We start from the raw sequence: 20,021 nt of genomic DNA, 5'->3' as shown, positions 1-20,021 counted from the left end.
TCTTGCTACTTGATACTAGCTACCTGATACTCATCTAATAGTTCAGATTCGGCCCCAACCAACGTTCCACCGTCTCAACGGTCATATTTTTCCTTTTGGCGTAATCCTCGATCTGATCTTTACTGATCTTGTTCAAACCAAAATAACGCGACTGCGGGTGCGCGAAATAAAACCCGCTCACGGAGGCGGCCGGTGTCATGGCCAAACTTTCGGTCAGGTGCATATGCGCGTTATCTTCGGCTTTCAGCAAATCAAATAAAGTGATCTTCTCGGTATGCTCGGGGCAGGCGGGGTATCCCGGTGCCGGGCGGATGCCCTGGTACTCTTCTTTTACCAGTTCTTCAACCGTCAGGCTCTCGCCGCTTGAATAGCCCCAGTATTCTTTACGTACCAGCTCGTGCATTTTTTCGGCAAAGGCTTCGGCCAGCCTGTCGGCCAAGGCTTTAGCCATGATACTGTTATAATCGTCGTAATCCTTTTCAAATTTAGCCACCAGCTCGTCGCACCCAATGCCGGTAGTAACGGCAAATCCGCCAAAATAATCGGCCACGCCGCTTTCTTTAGGCGCCACAAAATCTGACAGGGCATAATAAGGCTCGCCTTTAACTTTTTCCGATTGCTGGCGCAGGGTATGGATGCGTGCCAGCTGTTGCGTGCGGGTTTCGTCGGTAAACAATTCTATGTCATCACCAACCGCGTTTGCCGGCCAGAAGCCGATAACGCCGTTTGCCTGCAGCAGGTTATTATCTACAATTTCTTTTAACAGCTTTTGGGCATCATCAAATAATTTCTTAGCCTCAACGCCTACAAACTTATCTTCAAAGATCTTTGGATAGCTGCCCCGCAACTCCCAGGTATGGAAGAACGGTGTCCAGTCGATATAAGGCACCAAATCAGCCAACGGATAGGCCTCAAAAACCTTAGTCCCGGTAAAGGCCGGTTTCGGCGCTACTTTGTTCAAATCAATCTGGAACTTATCGGCACGGGCCTGCTCCAGCGTTACAAAACGCTTGTCTGATTTTTTATTGGCGTGGGCCTCGCGGGCTTTTTCGTATTCGTCCTTAATGCCTTGGATATAGCTATCGCGGGTATCACGGTTCATCAGGCTGCTGCAAACCGTTACGCTGCGCGATGCATCCAGCACGTGAATAGCGGCACCCGAATAATTTGGAGCGACCTTTACCGCCGCGTGAATGCGCGAAGTAGTAGCGCCGCCAATAATTAACGGAATAGTGAAATTTTGGCGCTCCATCTCCTTGGCAAAATGCACCATTTCATCAAGCGACGGCGTAATTAACCCGCTTAGCCCTATTATATCAACTTCCTGTTTAATCGCTTCGTCAATAATGCGTTGTGCCGGCACCATAACGCCAAGGTCAATAACCTCGAAATTATTACAGGCCAAAACCACACCCACGATATTTTTGCCGATATCGTGTACATCACCTTTTACGGTGGCCATTAAAACCTTGCCTGCGTTTGCCCGGCTTCCGCTTGAGTCTTCACCTGCATCAATAACACGCTGTTTCTCTAACTCAATAAACGGCAATAAATAAGCCACCGCCTTCTTCATTACCCGGGCCGATTTTACCACCTGCGGTAAAAACATTTTGCCTGCGCCAAAGAGGTCGCCTACGATATTCATCCCGTCCATTAACGGGCCTTCGATCACTTCCAGCGGCTTGGCGTATTTCTGCCTGGCTTCCTCTACGTCGTCATCCAGATACTCGATGATACCTTTTACCAGCGCGTGCGACAAACGGCTCTCAACGGGCTCTTTGCGCCACTCCTCGTCGCGTACGATCTCCTTGCCTTTACTTTTTACGGTATCGGCATATTCAACCAGGCGCTCGGTGGCATCGTCGCGGCGGTTTAGCAGTACGTCTTCAACCAGCACCAATAATTCTTTATCGATTTCCTGGTAAACTTCAAGCATGCCGGCGTTAACAATACCCATGTCCATACCTGCCTTAATAGCATGGTAAAGGAAGGCCGAGTGCATCGCCTCGCGCACCACGTTGTTGCCCCTGAAGGAGAACGAAATATTACTTACCCCGCCGCTAACTTTGGCATAAGGCAGGTTTTCTTTGATCCAGCGGGTGGCGTCAATAAAGTCGACCGCGTAGTTATTATGTTCTTCCAATCCCGTAGCCACGGTTAAAATATTCGGGTCGAATATGATATCCTGCGGCGGGAAACCAACTTCGTTAACTAATATGTTGTATGATCTTTGGCAGATCTCTTTACGGCGCTCTAAATTATCAGCCTGGCCTGTTTCGTCAAAAGCCATTACGACTGTTGCAGCACCATAGCTTAGGATCTTACGGGCGTATTCTTTAAACTTCTCTTCGCCTTCTTTCAGCGAGATAGAGTTAACGATACCCTTACCCTGGATACATTTTAAACCCGCCTCGATCACCGTCCATTTTGACGAGTCGATCATGATGGGCAGTTTGGAAATATCCGGCTCGGACGCAACCAGGTTCAGGAATTTCACCATAACGGCTTCCGAATCGATCATACCCTCATCCATGTTGATATCAATAACCTGCGCGCCGCCTTCTACCTGCTGGCGGGCAACGGTAAGGGCCTCTTCGTAATTCTCGGCCAGGATCAGCTTCGAGAATTTTGGCGAACCGGTAATGTTGGTACGCTCGCCCACGTTTACAAAAATGCTTTCGGGGGTTATGGTTACGGCTTCCAATCCGCTTAAGCGCATGTACGGCTCAACCACGGGTATTAAACGCGGCGAATATTTTTCGGCGCGCTCGGCAATACACCTGATGTGATCGGGCGTAGTACCACAACAACCGCCTACAATATTTACCAGGCCGGCTTTCATAAAGTCGTCAACCTGGTGGGCGGTTTCGTGCGCGGTTTCGTCATACTGGCCAAACTCGTTTGGTAAACCGGCGTTTGGATAGGCCGAGATAAACACATCGGCTTTCTCGGACAATTCCTGGATATGCGGGCGCATTTCTTTGGCACCCAGCGCACAATTTAAGCCTACCGACAGCAGGTTAGCATGGCGCACCGAGTTCCAGAATGCTTCGACGGTTTGCCCCGAAAGGGTACGGCCCGAAGCATCGGTAATCGTTCCGGATATCATTACCGGAAGGTGCTTGCCGCTTTCATGAGCATACCGGTTAACAGCAAATAAGGCTGCTTTTGCATTTAAAGTATCAAATATGGTTTCAATCAGCAACACGTCCGATCCGCCATCAACCAGGCCACGTACCTGGTCGTAATACGCATCAGCCAGGTCATCAAACGTAACGGCGCGGTAACCCGGGTCGTTCACATCAGGCGACAAAGACGCCGTACGGTTAGTCGGACCGACAGCACCGGCTACAAAACGTGGTTTGTTGGGGGTTTTCAAGGTATATTCGTCGGCCGCCTCGCGCGCTATACGTGCACCTTCATAGCTCAACTCATAAGCCAGTTCTTCCAGGTGATAATCGGCCAGCGAAATTACCTGGGTGCTAAAAGTATTTGTTTCGATGATATCTGCGCCGGCATCCATGTATTCGGTATGAATAGCCCTGATAATATCCGGGCGCGTAATATTTAGCAGGTCATTATTGCCCTGCAGGTCACTTGGGTGATCCTTAAATCGTTCCCCGCGAAAATCCTTTTCGGTTAACTGGTACCGTTGTATCATGGTACCCATTGCGCCGTCAATGATTAGTATTCGTTTTTTTAGTTCTTCTTTTATATCCATTTTTGGATTTGAGTGTTGTAGGTTGCAGGTTAAAGGTTGAAAGCAACGCAAAACGTACAACTCACAACGTATAACTTACAACATTAAAAATATGCTTATTTCGAAAAGTCGGATATTGATTTTTTGACTTTCACTTATCTGTCCCGAACCGTCATTGGTCTGAGTAGAATGTAGCACCTTGTTAAGCAACAGGTTGCTAAGACATCGCAGGGTCTAATCCCTCCGTCTTTCTCTATAAGCAACGCAAAGGTGCGTAATAAAATGGTAATATACAAGTCACATTTGGTGGTAGAGTTTAGATTAGGAAACGCCTTTTTGAGGCATTGATTACAGCTGTGCGACCGAATGAATGCCGGTGCCCATATGAACAGGATAGGTCTATCTTTAAGCTATTTGCTTAATTTGTTTGGTATCGGTTACCGACATTGCCAGGTGACCGTTGTAAACGCCGCCCGCTTCCACCAGCAGCGTGACAGTTTCGATATCGCCGGTAACTTTACCTGTTCCTTTAATTTCAAGCGACTGTACGGCGATGTTACCATTTACCGTACCGTAAATGGTCATTTCTTTGGTAGTGATATTGCCGGTTATGAGGCCTTTTTCGCCTAATATCAGCCCCTCATCTACCTGTACGTCGCCGTTTACATGGCCGTCAATACGTGCAACAGCAGGTGCGTTTAAGTTACCTGTTATGGTGCTTCCTTCGCTAATTAACGTTGATATCGCCTGCTGGTCAAGCGCTATTTTATCTTTTTTTGAAAAAACCCCCATTGTTGCTCTGATTAATTATTTACGGTTAAAAATTTAACCGGATTAACCGGTTTTCCGTCTTTACGTACTTCATAATGTAAATGTGCACCGGTTGAACGCCCGGTTGAACCTACTTCGCCCACTTTATCGCCCACGGCCAGTTGCTGCCCAACCCTTACGGTAATACGTGATAAATGTCCGTACAGCGTTTCAAAACCGTTAGAATGCGCTACCCGAACGCAGTTACCGTAACCACCGTTCCACCCGGCAGATACAACCCTGCCGTTAGCTGTGCACTTGGCAACATCGCCACGTTCGCCTTTAAAATCAATGCCGGGATGAAATTCGGCATGTGCCGAATTGAAAGGATCGCTCCTGAAACCGAAACTTGAAGTCATGGAACTGATACGCGGATAGCCCATAGGGGTAAAGGCTACGCTATTTACCAGGTGGGTTAAATAATCATTGTAAGCCATGTAAACTTCCTTGTCTGTAAGTTTGGCATCAGCTGTACCGTCACCACCAACAGATTTGGTAGAAAAGCCTTTTAAACCACGCTTTCTTAAATAATCATTAATATTTTTTAGTTTGCCTTCTATGGCCTGTATATAGCTTTGGGCCGAATTTTTTTCACCTTCTTTTTTAAGGGCTATCGGGATTTGCCCTTTCAGGCTTATGATCTGGGTAAGTAACAGCTGCTTTTCAGCCTCTTGCTGCCGGCTTCTTTTTTGCAGCAAAACAATTGATCCGATTAAAAGTGTCAGCACACCTAGCAAACCCAAAGCATAATATTTTAAGCGGGCTAGATGGTGAGTACGCACCTGGATCGTCCTAGTACTTTGTTTATTCTTACTTAAGATAACAATTGTACTAATGTCTTTTGGGCTAACTTTCATTTACACTTATAACATTTAGGGGTCTGCAATTTATAAAAAGGCAGTAACAAAACAATATTATTTAAACAATTTAACATTTGGTTTGTATTCTGCCATTGTCAGCAAGATGTAGTATTACGAATTTTAAACCGTTAGTGTTACCTATTTATTATTTTTGTGGATAATTTCTTAAAAATAGATGCCTTATGATGTATCCAGAATATTTAGTTACCCCAATGAGGGAAGAGCTTACCAGAGTTGGTTTTGAAGAATTAAAAGATGCCGATGCTGTTAAAAACGCCATTGAAGCACCGGGAACTGTACTTGTAATGGTAAATTCTGTTTGCGGTTGTGCTGCTGCCAATGCGCGCCCCGCTGCACGCATGGCTACGCAAAACGCAAAACATCCCGATAAATTTGTAACTGTTTTTGCCGGGATGGAAAAAGAAGCTGTTGATACCGCCCGCAACTATATGTTGCCTTACCCGCCGTCATCACCCGCTATGGCTTTGTTTAAAGATGGCAAATTGGTACATATGATTGAGCGCTACCAGATTGAAGGCCGCCCTGCACAAATGATAGCCGATAACCTGATTGGCGCGTTTGAGCAATACTGCTAAGCAGCAATCAGTAAAGGCTAATTAACCTTGATATATAAAAAATCCGTTGTAAAAACAGCGGATTTTTTTGCAATCTGAATTATTAATCGTAATATTGCGATGTAGTTAAATAATACAATGGGGATAACCAAAACAGAAATATTTACAGCCGGGCAAAATAAACTGGCCGTACAGCTAAAAGCAATTGCCCACCCGGCGCGGATTGCTATTCTGCAGGAACTGATTAAGGCCAATACCTGCATTTGCGGCGATCTGGTGACTGAACTGGGTTTGGCACAGGCCACCATATCACAACATTTAAAAGAACTTAAAAATGCAGGTTTAATACAAGGTACCATTGAAGGCGTAAGCGTATGTTATTGTATAGAGCCCAACGCCTGGGACAACCTGCAAAATGAATTAAACAGTCTGTTTGCATCCTATACGGTTAAAAACAACTGCTGCTAAAATTTTTTATATCAATACATCGTAATATTACAATTAAACATACGAATCATGAACTGGCAAACATTTAAACAAGCCCTGGTAAGTAACCCGGGCCTTCACCTGCAATTTCAATATGCTGACGGCAAAATGGTTGATCCATCTTTCCATATCACGGAGATTAAACAGGCGGTGATAACGGCCGTCGACTGTGGCGGCATGGTAAACCGGTGGACAGAAACCATCGTCCAGCTTTACGAACCTGCGGTAAATGACCAGGAAAGATCAATGACGGCGGCTAAGGCGCTGTCAATTATAAACATCGTCGAAAAATCATTGCAGCTTGATCCGGATGGCATCGTCAAAATCGAATTTGGAAACACCGGCTTCGACGCGCGACAAATGCTGCCGAACGATATTGTTATTAATAAGGAAAACCTGTTAGTTGATCTGCGTGCGGACACCGTACAATGCAAAGCTATAGAACGTGGCGGCAGTTGCGGTACTAATGACAAAAATGAAGCGTGTTGCACAACTGAAACCGTGGCTAAGCCAAAAGTTCAGTTAAAGAACCTGGTTGCAGCTACGGCCGTTTGTACGCCCGGCGCAGGCTGCTGCTAATCCTGATTTAAAATAACTTAACTGTAAACAAATGAAAAATGTATTGGTGCTTTGCACCGGAAACAGCTGCCGCAGCCAGATAGCCGAAGGTTACCTGCGTTATTTTGCGGGCGACAAAGCAAATATCTACAGCGCAGGTATAGAAACCCATGGGGTGAACCCGCGTGCCATTGAAATCATGAAACGCGATGGCATCGATATATCCCATCATACCTCTAATAATATTAATGAGTACCTGGATATTGATTTCGACTACGTAATTACCGTATGTGACAATGCTAAGGAAAGCTGCCCTTATTTCCCAACCAGGGCGGTTAAGCTGCATTACAATTTCCCCGATCCGGCAAAAGCAACCGGCACCGAAGAAGAGATCATGGAGCAATTTAGGGCCGTGCGCGAGTTGATCCGTCAGTATATTCAAAATTTCGTCAACGAAAATTTAAAATCCTGATCATGGCTATAGATCATTGCGCACCCGTGGCAGGGCGTAAAAAACTGGGGTTTCTTGACCGTTATTTAACCTTGTGGATATTTTTAGCTATGGGTATTGGTGTTGCTACGGGATATTTTATACCCTCATCAGCGGCTTTTATCAACTCATTTTCAAGCGGCACAACCAACCTGCCTCTGGCGGTTGGTTTGATATTGATGATGTATCCGCCGCTGGCAAAAGTTAAATATGAAAACATGGGCGAGGTATTTAAAGACACCAAAGTATTAAGCGCGTCATTGATCCTGAACTGGGTGGTTGGCCCGCTGTTGATGTTTATACTGGCCATCACCTTTTTACGCGACCACCCGGCGTATATGATTGGTTTGATCCTGATAGGCCTGGCGCGTTGTATTGCCATGGTGGTGGTATGGAATGAGCTGGCCGAAGGTAACCGCGAATACGCCGCCGGGCTTATCGCCCTAAACAGCATCTTCCAGGTACTGTTATACAGCGTTTATGCCTACGTATTCATTACCGTTTTACCACCCTTATTTGGGTTAAAGGGACTGGCTGTCGATATTACTATTGGTGCCATAGCCAAAAGCGTCGGCATTTACCTGGGCATACCGTTTGCAGCGGGTATCATCAGCCGTTACGCCCTGATAAAACTTAAAGGCGAAGAATGGTTTCAAAACAAATACGTGCCTTTTATATCGCCCGTTACTTTAATAGCGCTGTTGTTTACCATTATAATCATGTTTAGCCTTAAAGGCAATCTTATTATACAAATACCAATGGATGTTGTACGCATAGCTATCCCGCTGGCTGTTTATTTTGCCATTATGTTTGTGCTGAGCTTCTTTATCGGCAAATCATTCGGTGCTGATTATTCGCGTACCACAGCAATAGCCTTTACCGCAACCGGCAATAATTTCGAGCTGGCTATTGCAGTAGCCATTGGCGTGTTCGGCATTAACTCGGGCGAAGCTTTTACCGGCGTAATAGGCCCGCTGGTTGAAGTGCCGGCATTGATTGCTTTGGTTAACCTGGCGTTTTGGTTCCGCAAAAAATATTATCGGCCTGATTAAAACCACGGCCGTAACAATTTCAGTGGGCAGCAGTCTTAGTTATTTAAATTAAAACTATTAATTTCGCTTATAACTGATTCAATATTCTGTATGAAAAAAACCACGTTAACCGGTTTGCTAACCGGTATGGTAATTACCGCCGCCTCGCTAAGCCCGGTAATGGCACAGGCGCCAAAGGCCGAAAGCCCCGCTCTAAAAATGTACCGGGCTACACCAACCCGTATCAATGATTTGATCCACACCAAACTGGATGTGCGTTTTGATTATAAAAAACGCTACCTGTATGGCAAGGAATGGGTTACATTGAAACCCCATTTTTACCCGACTGACACCTTAAGGCTTGACGCCAAAGGCATGGATATCAACAATATCTCGGTTGTTAAGAACGGTAAAAACTTCCCGCTTAAATATAAATACGAGGATAGTCTAAGCCTGGCCATCCAGCTGGACAGGGTTTATCGCAATAACGAAAACTATACGGTGTATATTGACTACACATCAAAACCTAACCAACTGCATGTAAAAGGCAGCGCTGCTATCAATGATGCCAAGGGTTTGTATTTTATTAACCCCGATGGCACAGAAAAAGATAAGCCAACCCAGATCTGGACACAGGGCGAAACCGAAAGCTCATCGTGCTGGTTCCCGACCATTGATAAGTCTGAACAAAAAACTACTGATGAGATCAGCATGACCGTGCCCGCAAAGTATGTCACTTTATCAAACGGCAGGCTGGCCGTGCAAAAAGTTAACGGCGACGGTACCCGTACTGACACCTGGAAACAAGAGTTGCCGCACTCGCCATATTTGTTTATGATGGCCGTTGGCGATTTTAAGATCTATAAAGATAAATGGCGCAACAAAGAGGTTAACTATTACCTTGAGCCAAAATATTTCCCTTACGCCAAAGAGATCTTTGGCCAAACACCTGAGCTGATTGAGTTTTATTCAAAAACCTTAGGCGTTGATTACCCATGGTACAAATATTCGCAGATAGTTGTTCGCGATTATGTAAGCGGCGCCATGGAAAACACATCGGCTACCTTGCATGGCGATTACGTGCAACTTACGCACCGCGAGTTAATAGATGCCGGTTATGATGCCGGCCGCAGCACCATTGCGCATGAGCTGTTTCACCAATGGTTTGGCGATTTGGTAACGGCTGAAAGCTGGAGCAACCTCACCGTGAATGAATCATTCGCCGACTTTAGCGAAATGCTCTGGGCCGAACATAAATATGGCAAAGACGAGGCAGATGCACATGCCTACACGGCCATGCTGAACTATTTGGCAAATCCGGCTAATAAAGCCAAGGACCTGGTGCGTTTTCATTATAATGACAAGGAAGATGTGTTTGATGCGGTTACCTACCAAAAAGGTGGCCGGATCTTAAACATGCTGCGTAACTACCTGGGTTATGACGCCTTTTATAAAGGATTGGGCATCTATCTTAAAACAAATGCCTTTAAAGCCGGCGAAGCGCAGCAGCTGCGTTTAGCATTAGAGGAAGCCAGTGGCCGCGATTTAAACTGGTTCTTTAACCAATGGTATTACGGACATGGCAACCCTACCCTGAAAATTAGTTATAAATGGGATGATGACGCTAAAAAAGAAACTGTTTACCTGCAGCAAACACAGGATGGTAACGGCTTTATTTTACCAATGGCTATTGATATCTATGCCGGTGGCAAAAAAGTTCGCCATAATGTTTGGATGAATGATAAGGCCGATACCTTAACTTTTGCATCGTCAGTAAAACCAGATTTGGTAAATGTTGACGGCGATAAGGTGTTATTGGCCGAGAAAAAGGACAGCAAAACACTGGAAGAATACGTTTTCCAATATTTTAACGCGCCGTTATTTCTTGACCGTTTTGAGGCGATAGACAAAGCCACGCCCGAGCAAGGTGATGCAGGCGCACGCAAAGTGATGCTTGCCGCTTTAAAAGACAAATATTACGGACTGCGCATTAAAGCTATTCGCGGCTTAAATATGGCTAATGACGATGTACGCAACGCGGCCCAGCCGATATTACTTTCAATAGCACAAACTGACGATAATACTTTGGTACGTGCCGCAGCCATATCAACCTTAGGCAAGCTAAAAGCCGCCGGCATGATGAACACGTTTAAAGAGGCTTTAAAAAGCGAATCGTATGCTATCCAGGGTGCTGCTTTAACGGCCATATCGTTACAGGATCCTGCGCAGGCTTTGTCATTAGCTAAAGGATTTGAAAAGGACAACAAAGGCGCCCTTACCCAGGCATTGATGCATACTTACGCCACCGCAGGCGGAGATGCAGAGTGGCCGTATGTTTATAAACAGTTTAATGACGCCGGGATACAGGCTAAATTTGCCATGATCAGGGACTTTGCCGGGATGACCGGTACAGTTAAAAATCCTGAATATGCGCAACAGGGAATTGCCGCTATAAAAGACGCAGCTATAAAATATAAAGTTTATGGTGTTGCACCCCCACTGTTGACGATGCTTGACACCATAAAAGGTCAGCGCACGCAAATGGGCGATACCGCATCGGCTACTGCTGCTGATGAAGCAATTAAAAAGATTAATGCCGAATAAGCATTTTAAACTGTAACAAAAAAGGGAGGCCGGGTGAGCCTCCCTTTTTTGTTTATACCAACCGGAAAAAAAATCTGTATTGATCTATAGACGCCAACTTTTGCCATAAAGGTACAATGAACTTGCCCCGTAAAACCACCTATTAATAATTTTAATTGGCTGATAATTAGTCCATTATATCCATATATCTATATTTATATACTACTATGTATTGCATAATACTATATAAACAATATATTTGTTTGACAAAAAACATAGAAATCATGAAATCACACTTCATTTTAAAAAGAGCAGTCCTGGCGCTGATGTTCACCATAGTTGCCGGTGCCAGTTACGTTTACGGGCAATGCGACAAAACAGTAACCCTCAAATCATCAAAAACCTTAATATTTGATGAAGCAGGAAAGCTTGAACGAACTAAAGAAGAACCGGTCACTATCACTATCTCTAAAACCTATATATCTATTGTGACGGGCAATGAGGGGGATACCATGTCGGGCGACATAACCTCCAGGACCTGCGAGTGGACCACGCCTTACAAAAACGGCAAGACAGTGGTTAAAGGAACGCTGACAAGAGGCGATGGCAATGAATCGCATGCTACCCTAACTATTGTAGGCAAAGACGATAAAGTGACCCTAACCTTTGAGGCCGAAGAAAAAGGCAAACGTAAGATACAAGTTGTAGCCGACAAGTTTGAGTAAAATGGCTATTGTTCTCTAATTGTTAAAAATGTTAAATAATTAGGGAACAATGCTTTATACTATTATATTAGTATAATAGCTTATACCATTATGAAAAGATTAGTTGCAACCCTGGTTATGCTAACCGGCACTATAGCGGTAAATGCGCAAAACCCAGGCACCACATTTCTTCAGAAATTAACACCCATAAATAAGCGTAGCGGAAACGTTTGTACTTGTAACACAAACCGGGAATTATTAAAATCAAAAGCTACTGCCGATTGGTTCCAAAAAGCGACAAAATTAACTATGGACACGGATCGCAATAAGCCGCTATCCTCGCCGGACATTGCTTTTAAAAGCGGCCCGAATCATACCGTTTATAATAACAGTACAGACCAGCTGTTAAACACCACAGCCGCAGTTAACCCCGATCATATGCCTATTGCAAAACTGAGAAATACAGATCAGCGTATGCCTATAGTGCAAACCGACAAAACTGCTTACACTATGCCGGTAGCCGGGAAAACCCAACCACGGGTATATTATCAACCGGTGTTGCCTAAAAATGGTCTGGATGGGGTTGTGATTCGGCCTTAATATTAAATAGAAAAATCTTTATTCAGCAATTTCTCCAGCTCGGCAAAACTGATATTCATTTTAACCTTACCCTGCTTGGCATACGAGATCTCGCCGGTTTCTTCGGATATGATGATAGCCGTGGCTTCATTGGCTTCGGTAACCCCAATCCCCGCGCGGTGGCGCAAACCAAATTGTGGCGGCAGGTCAACCTTATCCGTCAACGGTAAAATACAACTGGCAGATTTAATTTTGTTTTCGGCAATTACCACGGCGCCGTCATGCAGCGGGCTGGTTTTTTGAAAAATGCTTTCCAATAGCCGTTTTGATATTTTGGCCTCCAGCACCTCGCAGCTATTTTGGTAAAATTGCTCGTCATAATATTTTGCAAATACAATCAGCGCGCCGGTACGGGTTTGCTTTAAAATTTTGCAGGCATCAATAACCGGTTTTATCCGCGCGTAGTTATTTTTCTCGTCCTGGGTTTTACCAAAAAAATAGCGCCACCAGGCTTTATTTCTTTGCAACGACGCATTCTTACCGACCAACAATAAAAATCGCCTTATCTCCTGCTGAAATACCACTACAATGATAATTACCGCAACATCCCTGAAATAGCCCAGTATCTCTGTAAGCAGCTGCATATGCAGCACTTTAACCACAAAGTAAAGCGCATAGATCACGCCCATACCTATTAAAATATTAACAGCAATAGTGCCGCGTATTAAATTGTAAACCTGGTATATAATAAAAGCTACCAGCAATATATCCAACACATTAAGCGGTGTTATTTTAAAAAGGCTAAGATCTAACGACTGCATTTACGAAGTTAATATTTTTGGAGAATAAAAGACCCGCCCGGCACCCGGCACTCCCATTTTGACATAAGTATGTTAGTGGCTGCTGTTGATTAGTGTTTAACTTCTTTCTTTTTGGGGAAAATAAGCGATGCAACCACACTTATTACCAAAATACCCAGGATAACCAATAACGACCGGCCGGTGGTAAGGCCTATCCGGTCCACGTAGTTGGCGGCCAGCATTTTTAAGCCTATAAATGCCAGTAACACGGCTAACCCTACTTTAAGATAATGAAATTTATCAATGATATTTACCAGTAAAAAGAACATTGACCGAAGGCCCATTATGGCAAATATATTAGAGAAGAACACGATATAAGGGTCCTTGGTAACCGAAAATATCGCGGGGATAGAATCGACAGCAAAAACAAGGTCGGTAACCTCTATAATCAGCAGCACTAAAAACAGCGGGGTGATAAACTTTTTCTTATCGATCTTAATAAAGAATTTATTGCCTTCAAATTTGGGATGAACCGAAAAATATTTGGAGGCCAGCTTTACTACTTTGTGATTTTCGGGATCGATGTTTTCTTCCTGGTTACGATTGATAAACATGGTAACGCCGGTATATACCAGGAATGCGCCAAACAAATATAAGATCCAGTGAAACTGCTCAATTAAGGCGGCGCCTACAAAAATAAACAGGAAACGCATTACCACCGCGCCAATTATCCCCCAAAGCAATACTTTATGATAATACCTGGGGTTAACAGCAAAAGCGGTAAATATCAGCACCATCACAAATATATTATCAACCGACAGCGCATATTCAACTACGTAACCGGTAATAAATTCGAGGCCCAGGTTTTTACGATATAACGCTAAACTGCCCTCAAAGTCATGCGGATTAAGGTTCAGGTTGTGAAAATTTTCCGCGTTTATTTCCTTTAAGGCAGCAAAATTGTCAATATGGTGCAACAGCTGGCCATAGTTTAAAATGAGTGCATAAAAACCAAGCGCAAAAGCAACCCACACGGCACTCATAAAACCAGCCTGTTTCAGGCTCACCGGTTTATCTGTTTTTCCAAAAAGGCCCAGATCCACAGCCATCATTATAAAAATGAAAACTAAAAAACCGGCTATAAATAAAAGTTCGTTCGTCACTACTTATCGCGTTCTGTTGTAAAATTTACTAATTGTTCAAGTCCCAGACGCGAGTCGCCCTGCGGGAATGTATTTAATATTTCGAAGGCCTCGTCCCTATATTTTTTCATCTGGGTTTCGGCATATTGTAAGCCCCCGGTGGCATTCACAAATTTAATGATGGCCGCAATTTTGTCGGGGTCATCATTGTGATTTTTCACCAGGTTTATCATTTTCTTTTTTTCGGCGGCGTCGCAGTTATTTAACGAATAAATAAGAGGCAGGGTAACTTTCTTTTCTTTAATATCAATACCCAATGGTTTACCTACATCATCTGTGCCAAAATCAAACATGTCGTCCTTAATCTGGAAAGCTACGCCTATTTTCTCGCCAAACAAGCGCATTTTTTCCACTGTTTCGTCATCGGCCCCGGCAGACGCGGCACCGCAGGCACAGCAGGCAGCTATCAACGAAGCTGTTTTTTGGCGGATCACATCATAATAAATAGATTCGCCGATGTCCATGCGGCGTACTTTCTCTATCTGCAGCAATTCCCCTTCGCTCATTTGCTTTACCGCTTCAGATACGATTTTAAGCAGCTTAAAATCGCCGTTGTTGATGGAAAGCAATAAGCCTTTGGATAACAGGTAATCACCTACCAGTACGGCTATCTTATTTTTCCATAAAGCATTGATAGAGAAAAAGCCCCGGCGCTGGTAAGAATTGTCAACCACATCGTCATGCACAAGGGTTGCGGTGTGCAACAGCTCAACCAACGCTGCGCCGCGGTGGGTCGACTCATTAATGCCCCCGCAAATACTCGCAGAAAAAAACAAAAACATAGGCCTTATCTGTTTGCCTTTGCGTTTAACAATGTAGTGGGTGATACGGTCAAGCAACGGTACTGAGCTTTGCATGGAGGCTTTAAAACGTCCTTCAAAAACATCAATATCAGCAGCAATGGGTTTCTTGATCTCGTTGATGCTCAACATTAAAATTATACCGGTTTTTTATGTGCCAAACTGCCTGTCTGGCTACCTTAGCAAACATAAGCTAAAAAAGTTTATCTGCATTACCGGCATAAAAATTTTGAATACAATTAAACTATTTCAATCCTGTACACTCTATAATAATACATTGATATTACAGACACACTGTAATTAAGGTGGTAATATAGTTTTTGGTTATTTTTTATACAAGCGGGGCATTTTAACGGGTGCTCCGCTTTTTTTATGCTTCGCGAAGCAATATTATTTTACCTTTGGGGCTTCGCAAGATTAGTGATTAGAAATTGGTTATTAGTGATCAGCGCTTCTAAAAAATTAATTTACGGAAACAATATCACGGAGAGGTGTCTGAGTGGTCGAAAGAGCACGCCTGGAAAGTGTGTATACGCCAAAAGTGTATCGAGGGTTCGAATCCCTCCCTCTCCGCCAGAAAATGAATAACCCGCTAAAACCATTGTTTTAGCGGGTTATTCATTAATAGACATGCTGTGTATTTACTTACAAAACATGCTATCATGTAAGTGATCAACTATATAATTCTTATCTATTGTTCGAGTCCCGTTCGTCCTCTCTATTCCAAACATTATTATGGTTTGCTGGCGACTCTTTCATTTTTTTGATTATGAATTTAGAAACCATACATACCACCCGAAACCGAGATCTGCTCGCCCGTGATCCACGCTGCATCATCGGAGGCAAGAAATACGACAGCTTTCGCAATGTCTGCGGGCTGGCCTCTTCGGCCAAGCGGTGTATTGGCAATAAACATTTTTTCATACTCACTGCCGGCAGTGACGCCTGCGCTGGCTGCACCTTCTGTTTCCGTTGCACCCGGTAAAATAGAATTGATACGAACGTTTTTTGCACCCAGTTCTTTCGATAATGCAATGGTGAAGGCATCCAGTGCCGCCTTAGTTGCAGAGTACAACGAGGCGCCCGGAAGCGGATACTTGCTTGCACCTGAACTGATATTGATAATGTTGCCGCCCTTGTCGCCAAATAATTTCAATGCCGCCTGGATAGTCAAGACAGGCCCTAATACATTGACGTTGAAACTCTGATGGAATGCTGCTACCGAGATTTGTTCTATAGGCGCATATCCCTGGGCAACCGCGTTATTCACCAAAATATCCAACCCGCCGTAAGCCTTTTCTGTTTCGTCAAACAGCCTGGTCACATCGGCCTCTTTCGATACATCGGCTTGTACGGCAATGGCTATGCCACCATTGTCGGTTATCTCCTTAACCACTTTATCTGCGCCTTCTTTACTTGAGGCATAATTCACCACAACCTTTGCGCCTTCTGCCGCAAAGTGTTTTGCGATAGCTGCACCTATTCCTTTTGAAGCACCGGTAACTACCGCTACCTTGTTTTCTAATTTACTCATGATTTTTATATGTTAATATTTCCGTTCTGAAGTATATCCAAAGATGCAGTTCCGTAACAGACTGCTTATTGACATGCATCATTAAATACGTTTGATTTAACACAACTCATGGTCTTGACCCAGATCAAGTTAATCGGATAACTGGTTGTAAAAAAGCAACTTAAACCGACGGGGAAAAAACCAGTTAACAGAAAGCGGCAAAGATCACAACGGCATATTTTGTGTTGCGGAGTATTATTTAAGGGCGTTTTTCCTTATCCTGCTCAAAGTTTCGGGTGATAAACCCAGATAAGAAGCGATCATGTTTTGCGGGAACCGCTGTAGAAATTGCGGATAATTGCTGATCAAATCCTCGTAACGCTCCTCAGCCGTATAGCTCATAGCGGCCTGCATTCTTTTCTGGTTTGCAATGGTGTAATTTTGACTGATTACGTTCGCCATCGCTGAAAAGGCAGGTATATGTTTGAGATACTCCTCAATTTGAGCATTAGTTGATTGCAGAACTTCCAGATTCTCCAGCGCTTCAATATTAAAGCGACTTGGCGTTAACAGGTAAAAGCTTTCAAAATCGGCCAGCCACCAGTTTTCTAAAGATAATTTCAGTATATGTTCATGCCCTTTTTCATCTACGGTAAAGGTCCTGGCGGATCCTTTTACAATAAACCCGATATATTTGCATACGTCCCCTTCCTGTAAAAAGTATTGCCTTTTTCGAAGCTTTTTGGGTTTGAAGTGCTCCATCAACAAATGCTTATCATCTTCTGAAAGCAGTTTGCCTGATATTTCCTGGATGTAATCGAAAAGCGCTTCAAAATTGGACATCGTTCAAGTATATAATTATTCGCAATTTACTCAAGCTGCCTGATAAAAGACAAAAAAATAAACAAGATGTGGGATTTGCTACGAGTCTAAAATGCTCAACAAAAATCCCCGTTTCCGGAAGAAACAGGGATTTGAAAGAAACTTATACTTTTTTGCGATCCCGATTCATTAGTCGAATTTGATTAAGTCCTGAAAGATGAGTTTGCCCCAGGTATTTCCGTGCGCCTGCACCAGCAGTCCGCCTTCCGAAAGCCCGCCAAGTTTGACCGGCGCGAAACCGAGATTTTCCGCAAGCGAACTAATCTCCGCTAATGCGCCGTCATCGTCGCTCGCCAGGAACACGACTCTCCTGCCACCATGTACGGCCGGGTCCTGGCCAAGGATGGCAGCCCCCAGGTGGTTGAAGCCCTTAACCAGTTTTCCGCCGGTGAAGGCCTGGGCGACGAATTTGGCAGACGGCAGTCCGTTCATCTTTTCAGCGGGCACGCCGTAGGCATTGGTCACATCAACAATGGTTTTGCCCTGCCAGTTGGGCAGCGCTTTGGCGACATCAGGATGCGCTTCAAACCGCACCGCCAAAAAGATGACGTCCGCCTTGACGGCTTCGGCCAGTGTTGTGGGAATGATCCCGGGGCCGATCTCGGCCGCATCGGATGCAAAGCTTTCCGGGTCGCGCGTGGTGGCAACGGATACTTCGATGCCTTTACGGGCAAATGCTTTGGCCAGGGACTGGCCGATCTTGCCGAAGCCGATAATGGCGTAGCTTGATGCTTTATTTTCTGATTTACTCATTTTGAAATTTTTAAAATTATTTTGATAAATAGGTCATACCGCCATCAACCAGGAGTTCGGCACCCAACATAAACGAAGAATCATCAGAGGCCAGGAAAACCGCTGTTTTACCGATGTCAGCAGGTTGCCCGATCCTGCCTATTGGCATTTGATCTGCAAAGTGTTTTTTTACGGCTTCCATTTGTTCTGCGGGAACAAACTTGTCAAATGCCGGTGTATCTGTTGTGCCTGGTGTGATCACGTTTGCCCTGATCTTCCGATCTAAAAGGTCGCTTGAAAATCCTTTGGCTAAATAGATAACAGCTGCTTTTGCGGCACCATAAAGTGTAAAATTCGCATAGGCACGATGTGCGGCATTCGACCCGATCAAAATAACAGAACCACCATCATTCATATAAGGTAATGCTTTTTGTACCGTGAAGTAAACACTTTTCAGGTTCAGATCAATGGCCTGGTCAAACTCGGCTTCGTTAAAAGTCGCTACTGTTCCTACCGCTCCGGCACCCGCATTGGCTACAACCACATCTATTTTACCAAATTTTTCAGCTGTTGCTGCAAACACCCTTTCCAGGTCGGCAACATTGGTTACATCAGCATTTATAGCTATAAAATTATCGCCAAGCTGCGCCACGGCACGATCTAAGGTTTCCTGATTTCTACCAACAATAACTCCTTTAGCACCTTCATTTTTAAACGCTTCAGCAATACCAAATCCGATACCGCTATTACCGCCTGTGATCACGGCAACCTTATTTTTTAATTTACTCATTATTTCTTTTTTAAATCTGTTCCACAAAGGTAGCTCTAATAGTTTATATTTGTAACCATTATGGTTTATTCTGGTTACTATTGGGTAACTACAAATTTTTAAATATGAGAGACGAGAGATTTTGCGCTTCGAATTGCCCTTTTACGAGAGCTATTGGCACTATTGGCAATAAATGGAAGCCGATAATTATAAATGTTATTGGCGTCCGTACCATTCGTTTTGGTCAGCTTGATTCCATAATACCACACATTTCAAGGAAAGTACTAACCGAACAGTTAAAAGAGTTGGAAGAAGATGGGCTATTGGAAAGACTGGCCTACAAGGAACTACCCCCAAGGGTAGAATATAAATTGTCTGAAAAAGGCTTGGCTTTTTTGCCGATTTTAGATAACATCAAAGAATGGAATGCAAAATATGAAATAGTTCCAATACCCGAAGAGACTGATTACAAGTAGCGTAAGCGATGCCAGATAGTGTAAAATGAAAACTGATAATGATGGCGGCAGCCCGATATTTTAAAACGCTTAATATGGAAATTACAAGAATAGCTACCAAACCCTCAGTTAAAGGCCCGGCAGATTGGTTCACCGGCAACGTGCGCATTGATCCTTTATTTGAAGCCAATGAATCGCGCCGCGGCGTATCAGCCACCGTTACTTTTGAACCAGGTGCGCGCACTGCGTGGCATACACACCCGCTGGGCCAGACGCTGATCATTACTTTTGGCCTCGGCTGGGTACAACGCGAAGGCGGGCCGGTAGAAGAAGTACGACCCGGTGATGTGGTTTGGTTCGAACCCAATGAGAAGCACTGGCACGGCGCCTCGGCTACCAATGGCATGAGCCATATCGCCATCCAGGAGAATTTGGATGGAAAGGTTGTTGATTGGCTGGAACAGGTGACAGATGAACAATACAATAAATAGC

At 44.3% G+C, this 20,021-nt stretch carries 20 protein-coding genes, 1 tRNA gene and 1 riboswitch; of the genes, 11 read left to right on the top strand and 10 right to left on the bottom strand.

Translation table 11 applies throughout. From position 1 onward, the window contains the following. Positions 1 to 34 precede the first annotated feature (34 nt). The 3 genes from metH to LJ658_RS08300 form a co-directional block, all read right to left on the bottom strand. Entirely contained in the window at positions 35 to 3,721 is a 3,687-nt protein-coding gene (gene metH / locus LJ658_RS08310; protein WP_230546021.1) for a methionine synthase, read from the bottom strand. 131 nt (positions 3,722 to 3,852) lie between these two features. Then, positions 3,853 to 3,962: riboswitch (SAM riboswitch) on the bottom strand. A 143-nt stretch (positions 3,963 to 4,105) separates the two neighbouring features. Further along, complete coding sequence (locus LJ658_RS08305; RefSeq protein ID WP_230546020.1) at positions 4,106 to 4,492, bottom strand: polymer-forming cytoskeletal protein; 387 nt, start codon at positions 4,490 to 4,492, stop codon at positions 4,106 to 4,108. Between the two features lie 11 nt (positions 4,493 to 4,503). Then, a complete protein-coding gene (locus tag LJ658_RS08300) occupies positions 4,504 to 5,367 on the bottom strand; it encodes a M23 family metallopeptidase (protein ID WP_230546019.1) in 864 nt (287 codons plus the stop codon). A gap of 188 nt (positions 5,368 to 5,555) precedes the next feature. Between LJ658_RS08300 and LJ658_RS08295 the strand changes: the two genes are divergently transcribed. From LJ658_RS08295 to LJ658_RS08260, 8 genes are all read left to right on the top strand, one after another. After that, positions 5,556 to 5,966 carry a BrxA/BrxB family bacilliredoxin gene (locus LJ658_RS08295; RefSeq protein WP_230546150.1) on the top strand — a complete coding sequence of 137 codons (411 nt, stop codon included), beginning with the start codon at positions 5,556 to 5,558 and terminating at the stop codon, positions 5,964 to 5,966. Positions 5,967 to 6,083: 117 nt separating this feature from the next. After that, positions 6,084 to 6,413 carry a helix-turn-helix transcriptional regulator gene (locus LJ658_RS08290; RefSeq protein ID WP_230546018.1) on the top strand — a complete coding sequence of 110 codons (330 nt, stop codon included), beginning with the start codon at positions 6,084 to 6,086 and terminating at the stop codon, positions 6,411 to 6,413. Positions 6,414 to 6,461: 48 nt separating this feature from the next. After that, positions 6,462 to 7,010: a DUF6428 family protein gene (locus LJ658_RS08285; RefSeq protein WP_230546017.1), complete on the top strand. Its 549-nt coding sequence runs from the start codon at positions 6,462 to 6,464 to the stop codon at positions 7,008 to 7,010. Between the two features lie 31 nt (positions 7,011 to 7,041). Beyond that, entirely contained in the window at positions 7,042 to 7,461 is a 420-nt protein-coding gene (locus LJ658_RS08280; RefSeq protein WP_230546016.1) for an arsenate reductase ArsC, read from the top strand. A 2-nt stretch (positions 7,462 to 7,463) separates the two neighbouring features. Then, on the top strand, positions 7,464 to 8,531 hold the full coding sequence (gene arsB, locus LJ658_RS08275; RefSeq protein ID WP_230546015.1) for an ACR3 family arsenite efflux transporter: 1,068 nt from the start codon (positions 7,464 to 7,466) through the stop codon (positions 8,529 to 8,531). A gap of 90 nt (positions 8,532 to 8,621) precedes the next feature. After that, a complete protein-coding gene (locus LJ658_RS08270; protein WP_230546014.1) occupies positions 8,622 to 11,114 on the top strand; it encodes a M1 family aminopeptidase in 2,493 nt (830 codons plus the stop codon). A gap of 263 nt (positions 11,115 to 11,377) precedes the next feature. Beyond that, a complete protein-coding gene (locus LJ658_RS08265) occupies positions 11,378 to 11,818 on the top strand; it encodes a hypothetical protein (RefSeq protein WP_230546013.1) in 441 nt (146 codons plus the stop codon). 90 nt (positions 11,819 to 11,908) lie between these two features. Next, complete coding sequence (locus LJ658_RS08260) at positions 11,909 to 12,397, top strand: hypothetical protein (protein WP_230546012.1); 489 nt, start codon at positions 11,909 to 11,911, stop codon at positions 12,395 to 12,397. A gap of 2 nt (positions 12,398 to 12,399) precedes the next feature. Here LJ658_RS08260 and cdaA read toward each other — a convergent pair whose 3' ends face one another. The 3 genes from cdaA to LJ658_RS08245 form a co-directional block, all read right to left on the bottom strand. After that, a complete protein-coding gene (cdaA, locus tag LJ658_RS08255) occupies positions 12,400 to 13,197 on the bottom strand; it encodes a diadenylate cyclase CdaA (protein ID WP_230546011.1) in 798 nt (265 codons plus the stop codon). Between the two features lie 89 nt (positions 13,198 to 13,286). Next, positions 13,287 to 14,339, bottom strand: a complete 1,053-nt coding sequence (locus LJ658_RS08250; RefSeq protein WP_230546010.1) for a TerC/Alx family metal homeostasis membrane protein — start codon at positions 14,337 to 14,339, stop codon at positions 13,287 to 13,289. Next, a complete protein-coding gene (locus LJ658_RS08245) occupies positions 14,339 to 15,310 on the bottom strand; it encodes a polyprenyl synthetase family protein (protein ID WP_230546009.1) in 972 nt (323 codons plus the stop codon). The genes LJ658_RS08250 and LJ658_RS08245 overlap by 1 nt, the downstream gene beginning before the upstream one ends. Positions 15,311 to 15,663: 353 nt before the next feature. Between LJ658_RS08245 and LJ658_RS08240 the strand changes: the two genes are divergently transcribed. Next, a tRNA-Ser gene (locus tag LJ658_RS08240) sits at positions 15,664 to 15,754 on the top strand. A gap of 199 nt (positions 15,755 to 15,953) precedes the next feature. Here the strand turns inward: LJ658_RS08240 and LJ658_RS08235 are convergent. The 4 genes from LJ658_RS08235 to LJ658_RS08220 form a co-directional block, all read right to left on the bottom strand. After that, positions 15,954 to 16,712: an SDR family NAD(P)-dependent oxidoreductase gene (locus LJ658_RS08235; protein WP_230546008.1), complete on the bottom strand. Its 759-nt coding sequence runs from the start codon at positions 16,710 to 16,712 to the stop codon at positions 15,954 to 15,956. Positions 16,713 to 16,946: 234 nt separating this feature from the next. Then, on the bottom strand, positions 16,947 to 17,534 hold the full coding sequence (locus LJ658_RS08230) for a Crp/Fnr family transcriptional regulator (protein ID WP_230546007.1): 588 nt from the start codon (positions 17,532 to 17,534) through the stop codon (positions 16,947 to 16,949). 168 nt (positions 17,535 to 17,702) lie between these two features. Then, positions 17,703 to 18,326: an NADPH-dependent F420 reductase gene (locus LJ658_RS08225; protein ID WP_230546006.1), complete on the bottom strand. Its 624-nt coding sequence runs from the start codon at positions 18,324 to 18,326 to the stop codon at positions 17,703 to 17,705. 16 nt (positions 18,327 to 18,342) lie between these two features. Then, on the bottom strand, positions 18,343 to 19,095 hold the full coding sequence (locus tag LJ658_RS08220) for an SDR family NAD(P)-dependent oxidoreductase (protein WP_230546005.1): 753 nt from the start codon (positions 19,093 to 19,095) through the stop codon (positions 18,343 to 18,345). 104 nt (positions 19,096 to 19,199) lie between these two features. Between LJ658_RS08220 and LJ658_RS08215 the strand changes: the two genes are divergently transcribed. Both LJ658_RS08215 and LJ658_RS08210 read left to right on the top strand, forming a co-directional pair. Beyond that, complete coding sequence (locus LJ658_RS08215; RefSeq protein ID WP_230546004.1) at positions 19,200 to 19,550, top strand: helix-turn-helix domain-containing protein; 351 nt, start codon at positions 19,200 to 19,202, stop codon at positions 19,548 to 19,550. Positions 19,551 to 19,624: 74 nt separating this feature from the next. Further along, positions 19,625 to 20,020, top strand: a complete 396-nt coding sequence (locus tag LJ658_RS08210; RefSeq protein WP_230546003.1) for a cupin domain-containing protein — start codon at positions 19,625 to 19,627, stop codon at positions 20,018 to 20,020. Position 20,021 lies beyond the last annotated feature (1 nt).

Origin of the sequence: Mucilaginibacter sp. UR6-11, from assembly GCF_020880695.1 — a bacterium.
Classification (GTDB): domain Bacteria; phylum Bacteroidota; class Bacteroidia; order Sphingobacteriales; family Sphingobacteriaceae; genus Mucilaginibacter.
The sequence above is the reverse complement of the archived record's forward strand: the minus strand, read 5'-3'. Positions and strand labels throughout refer to the sequence as shown.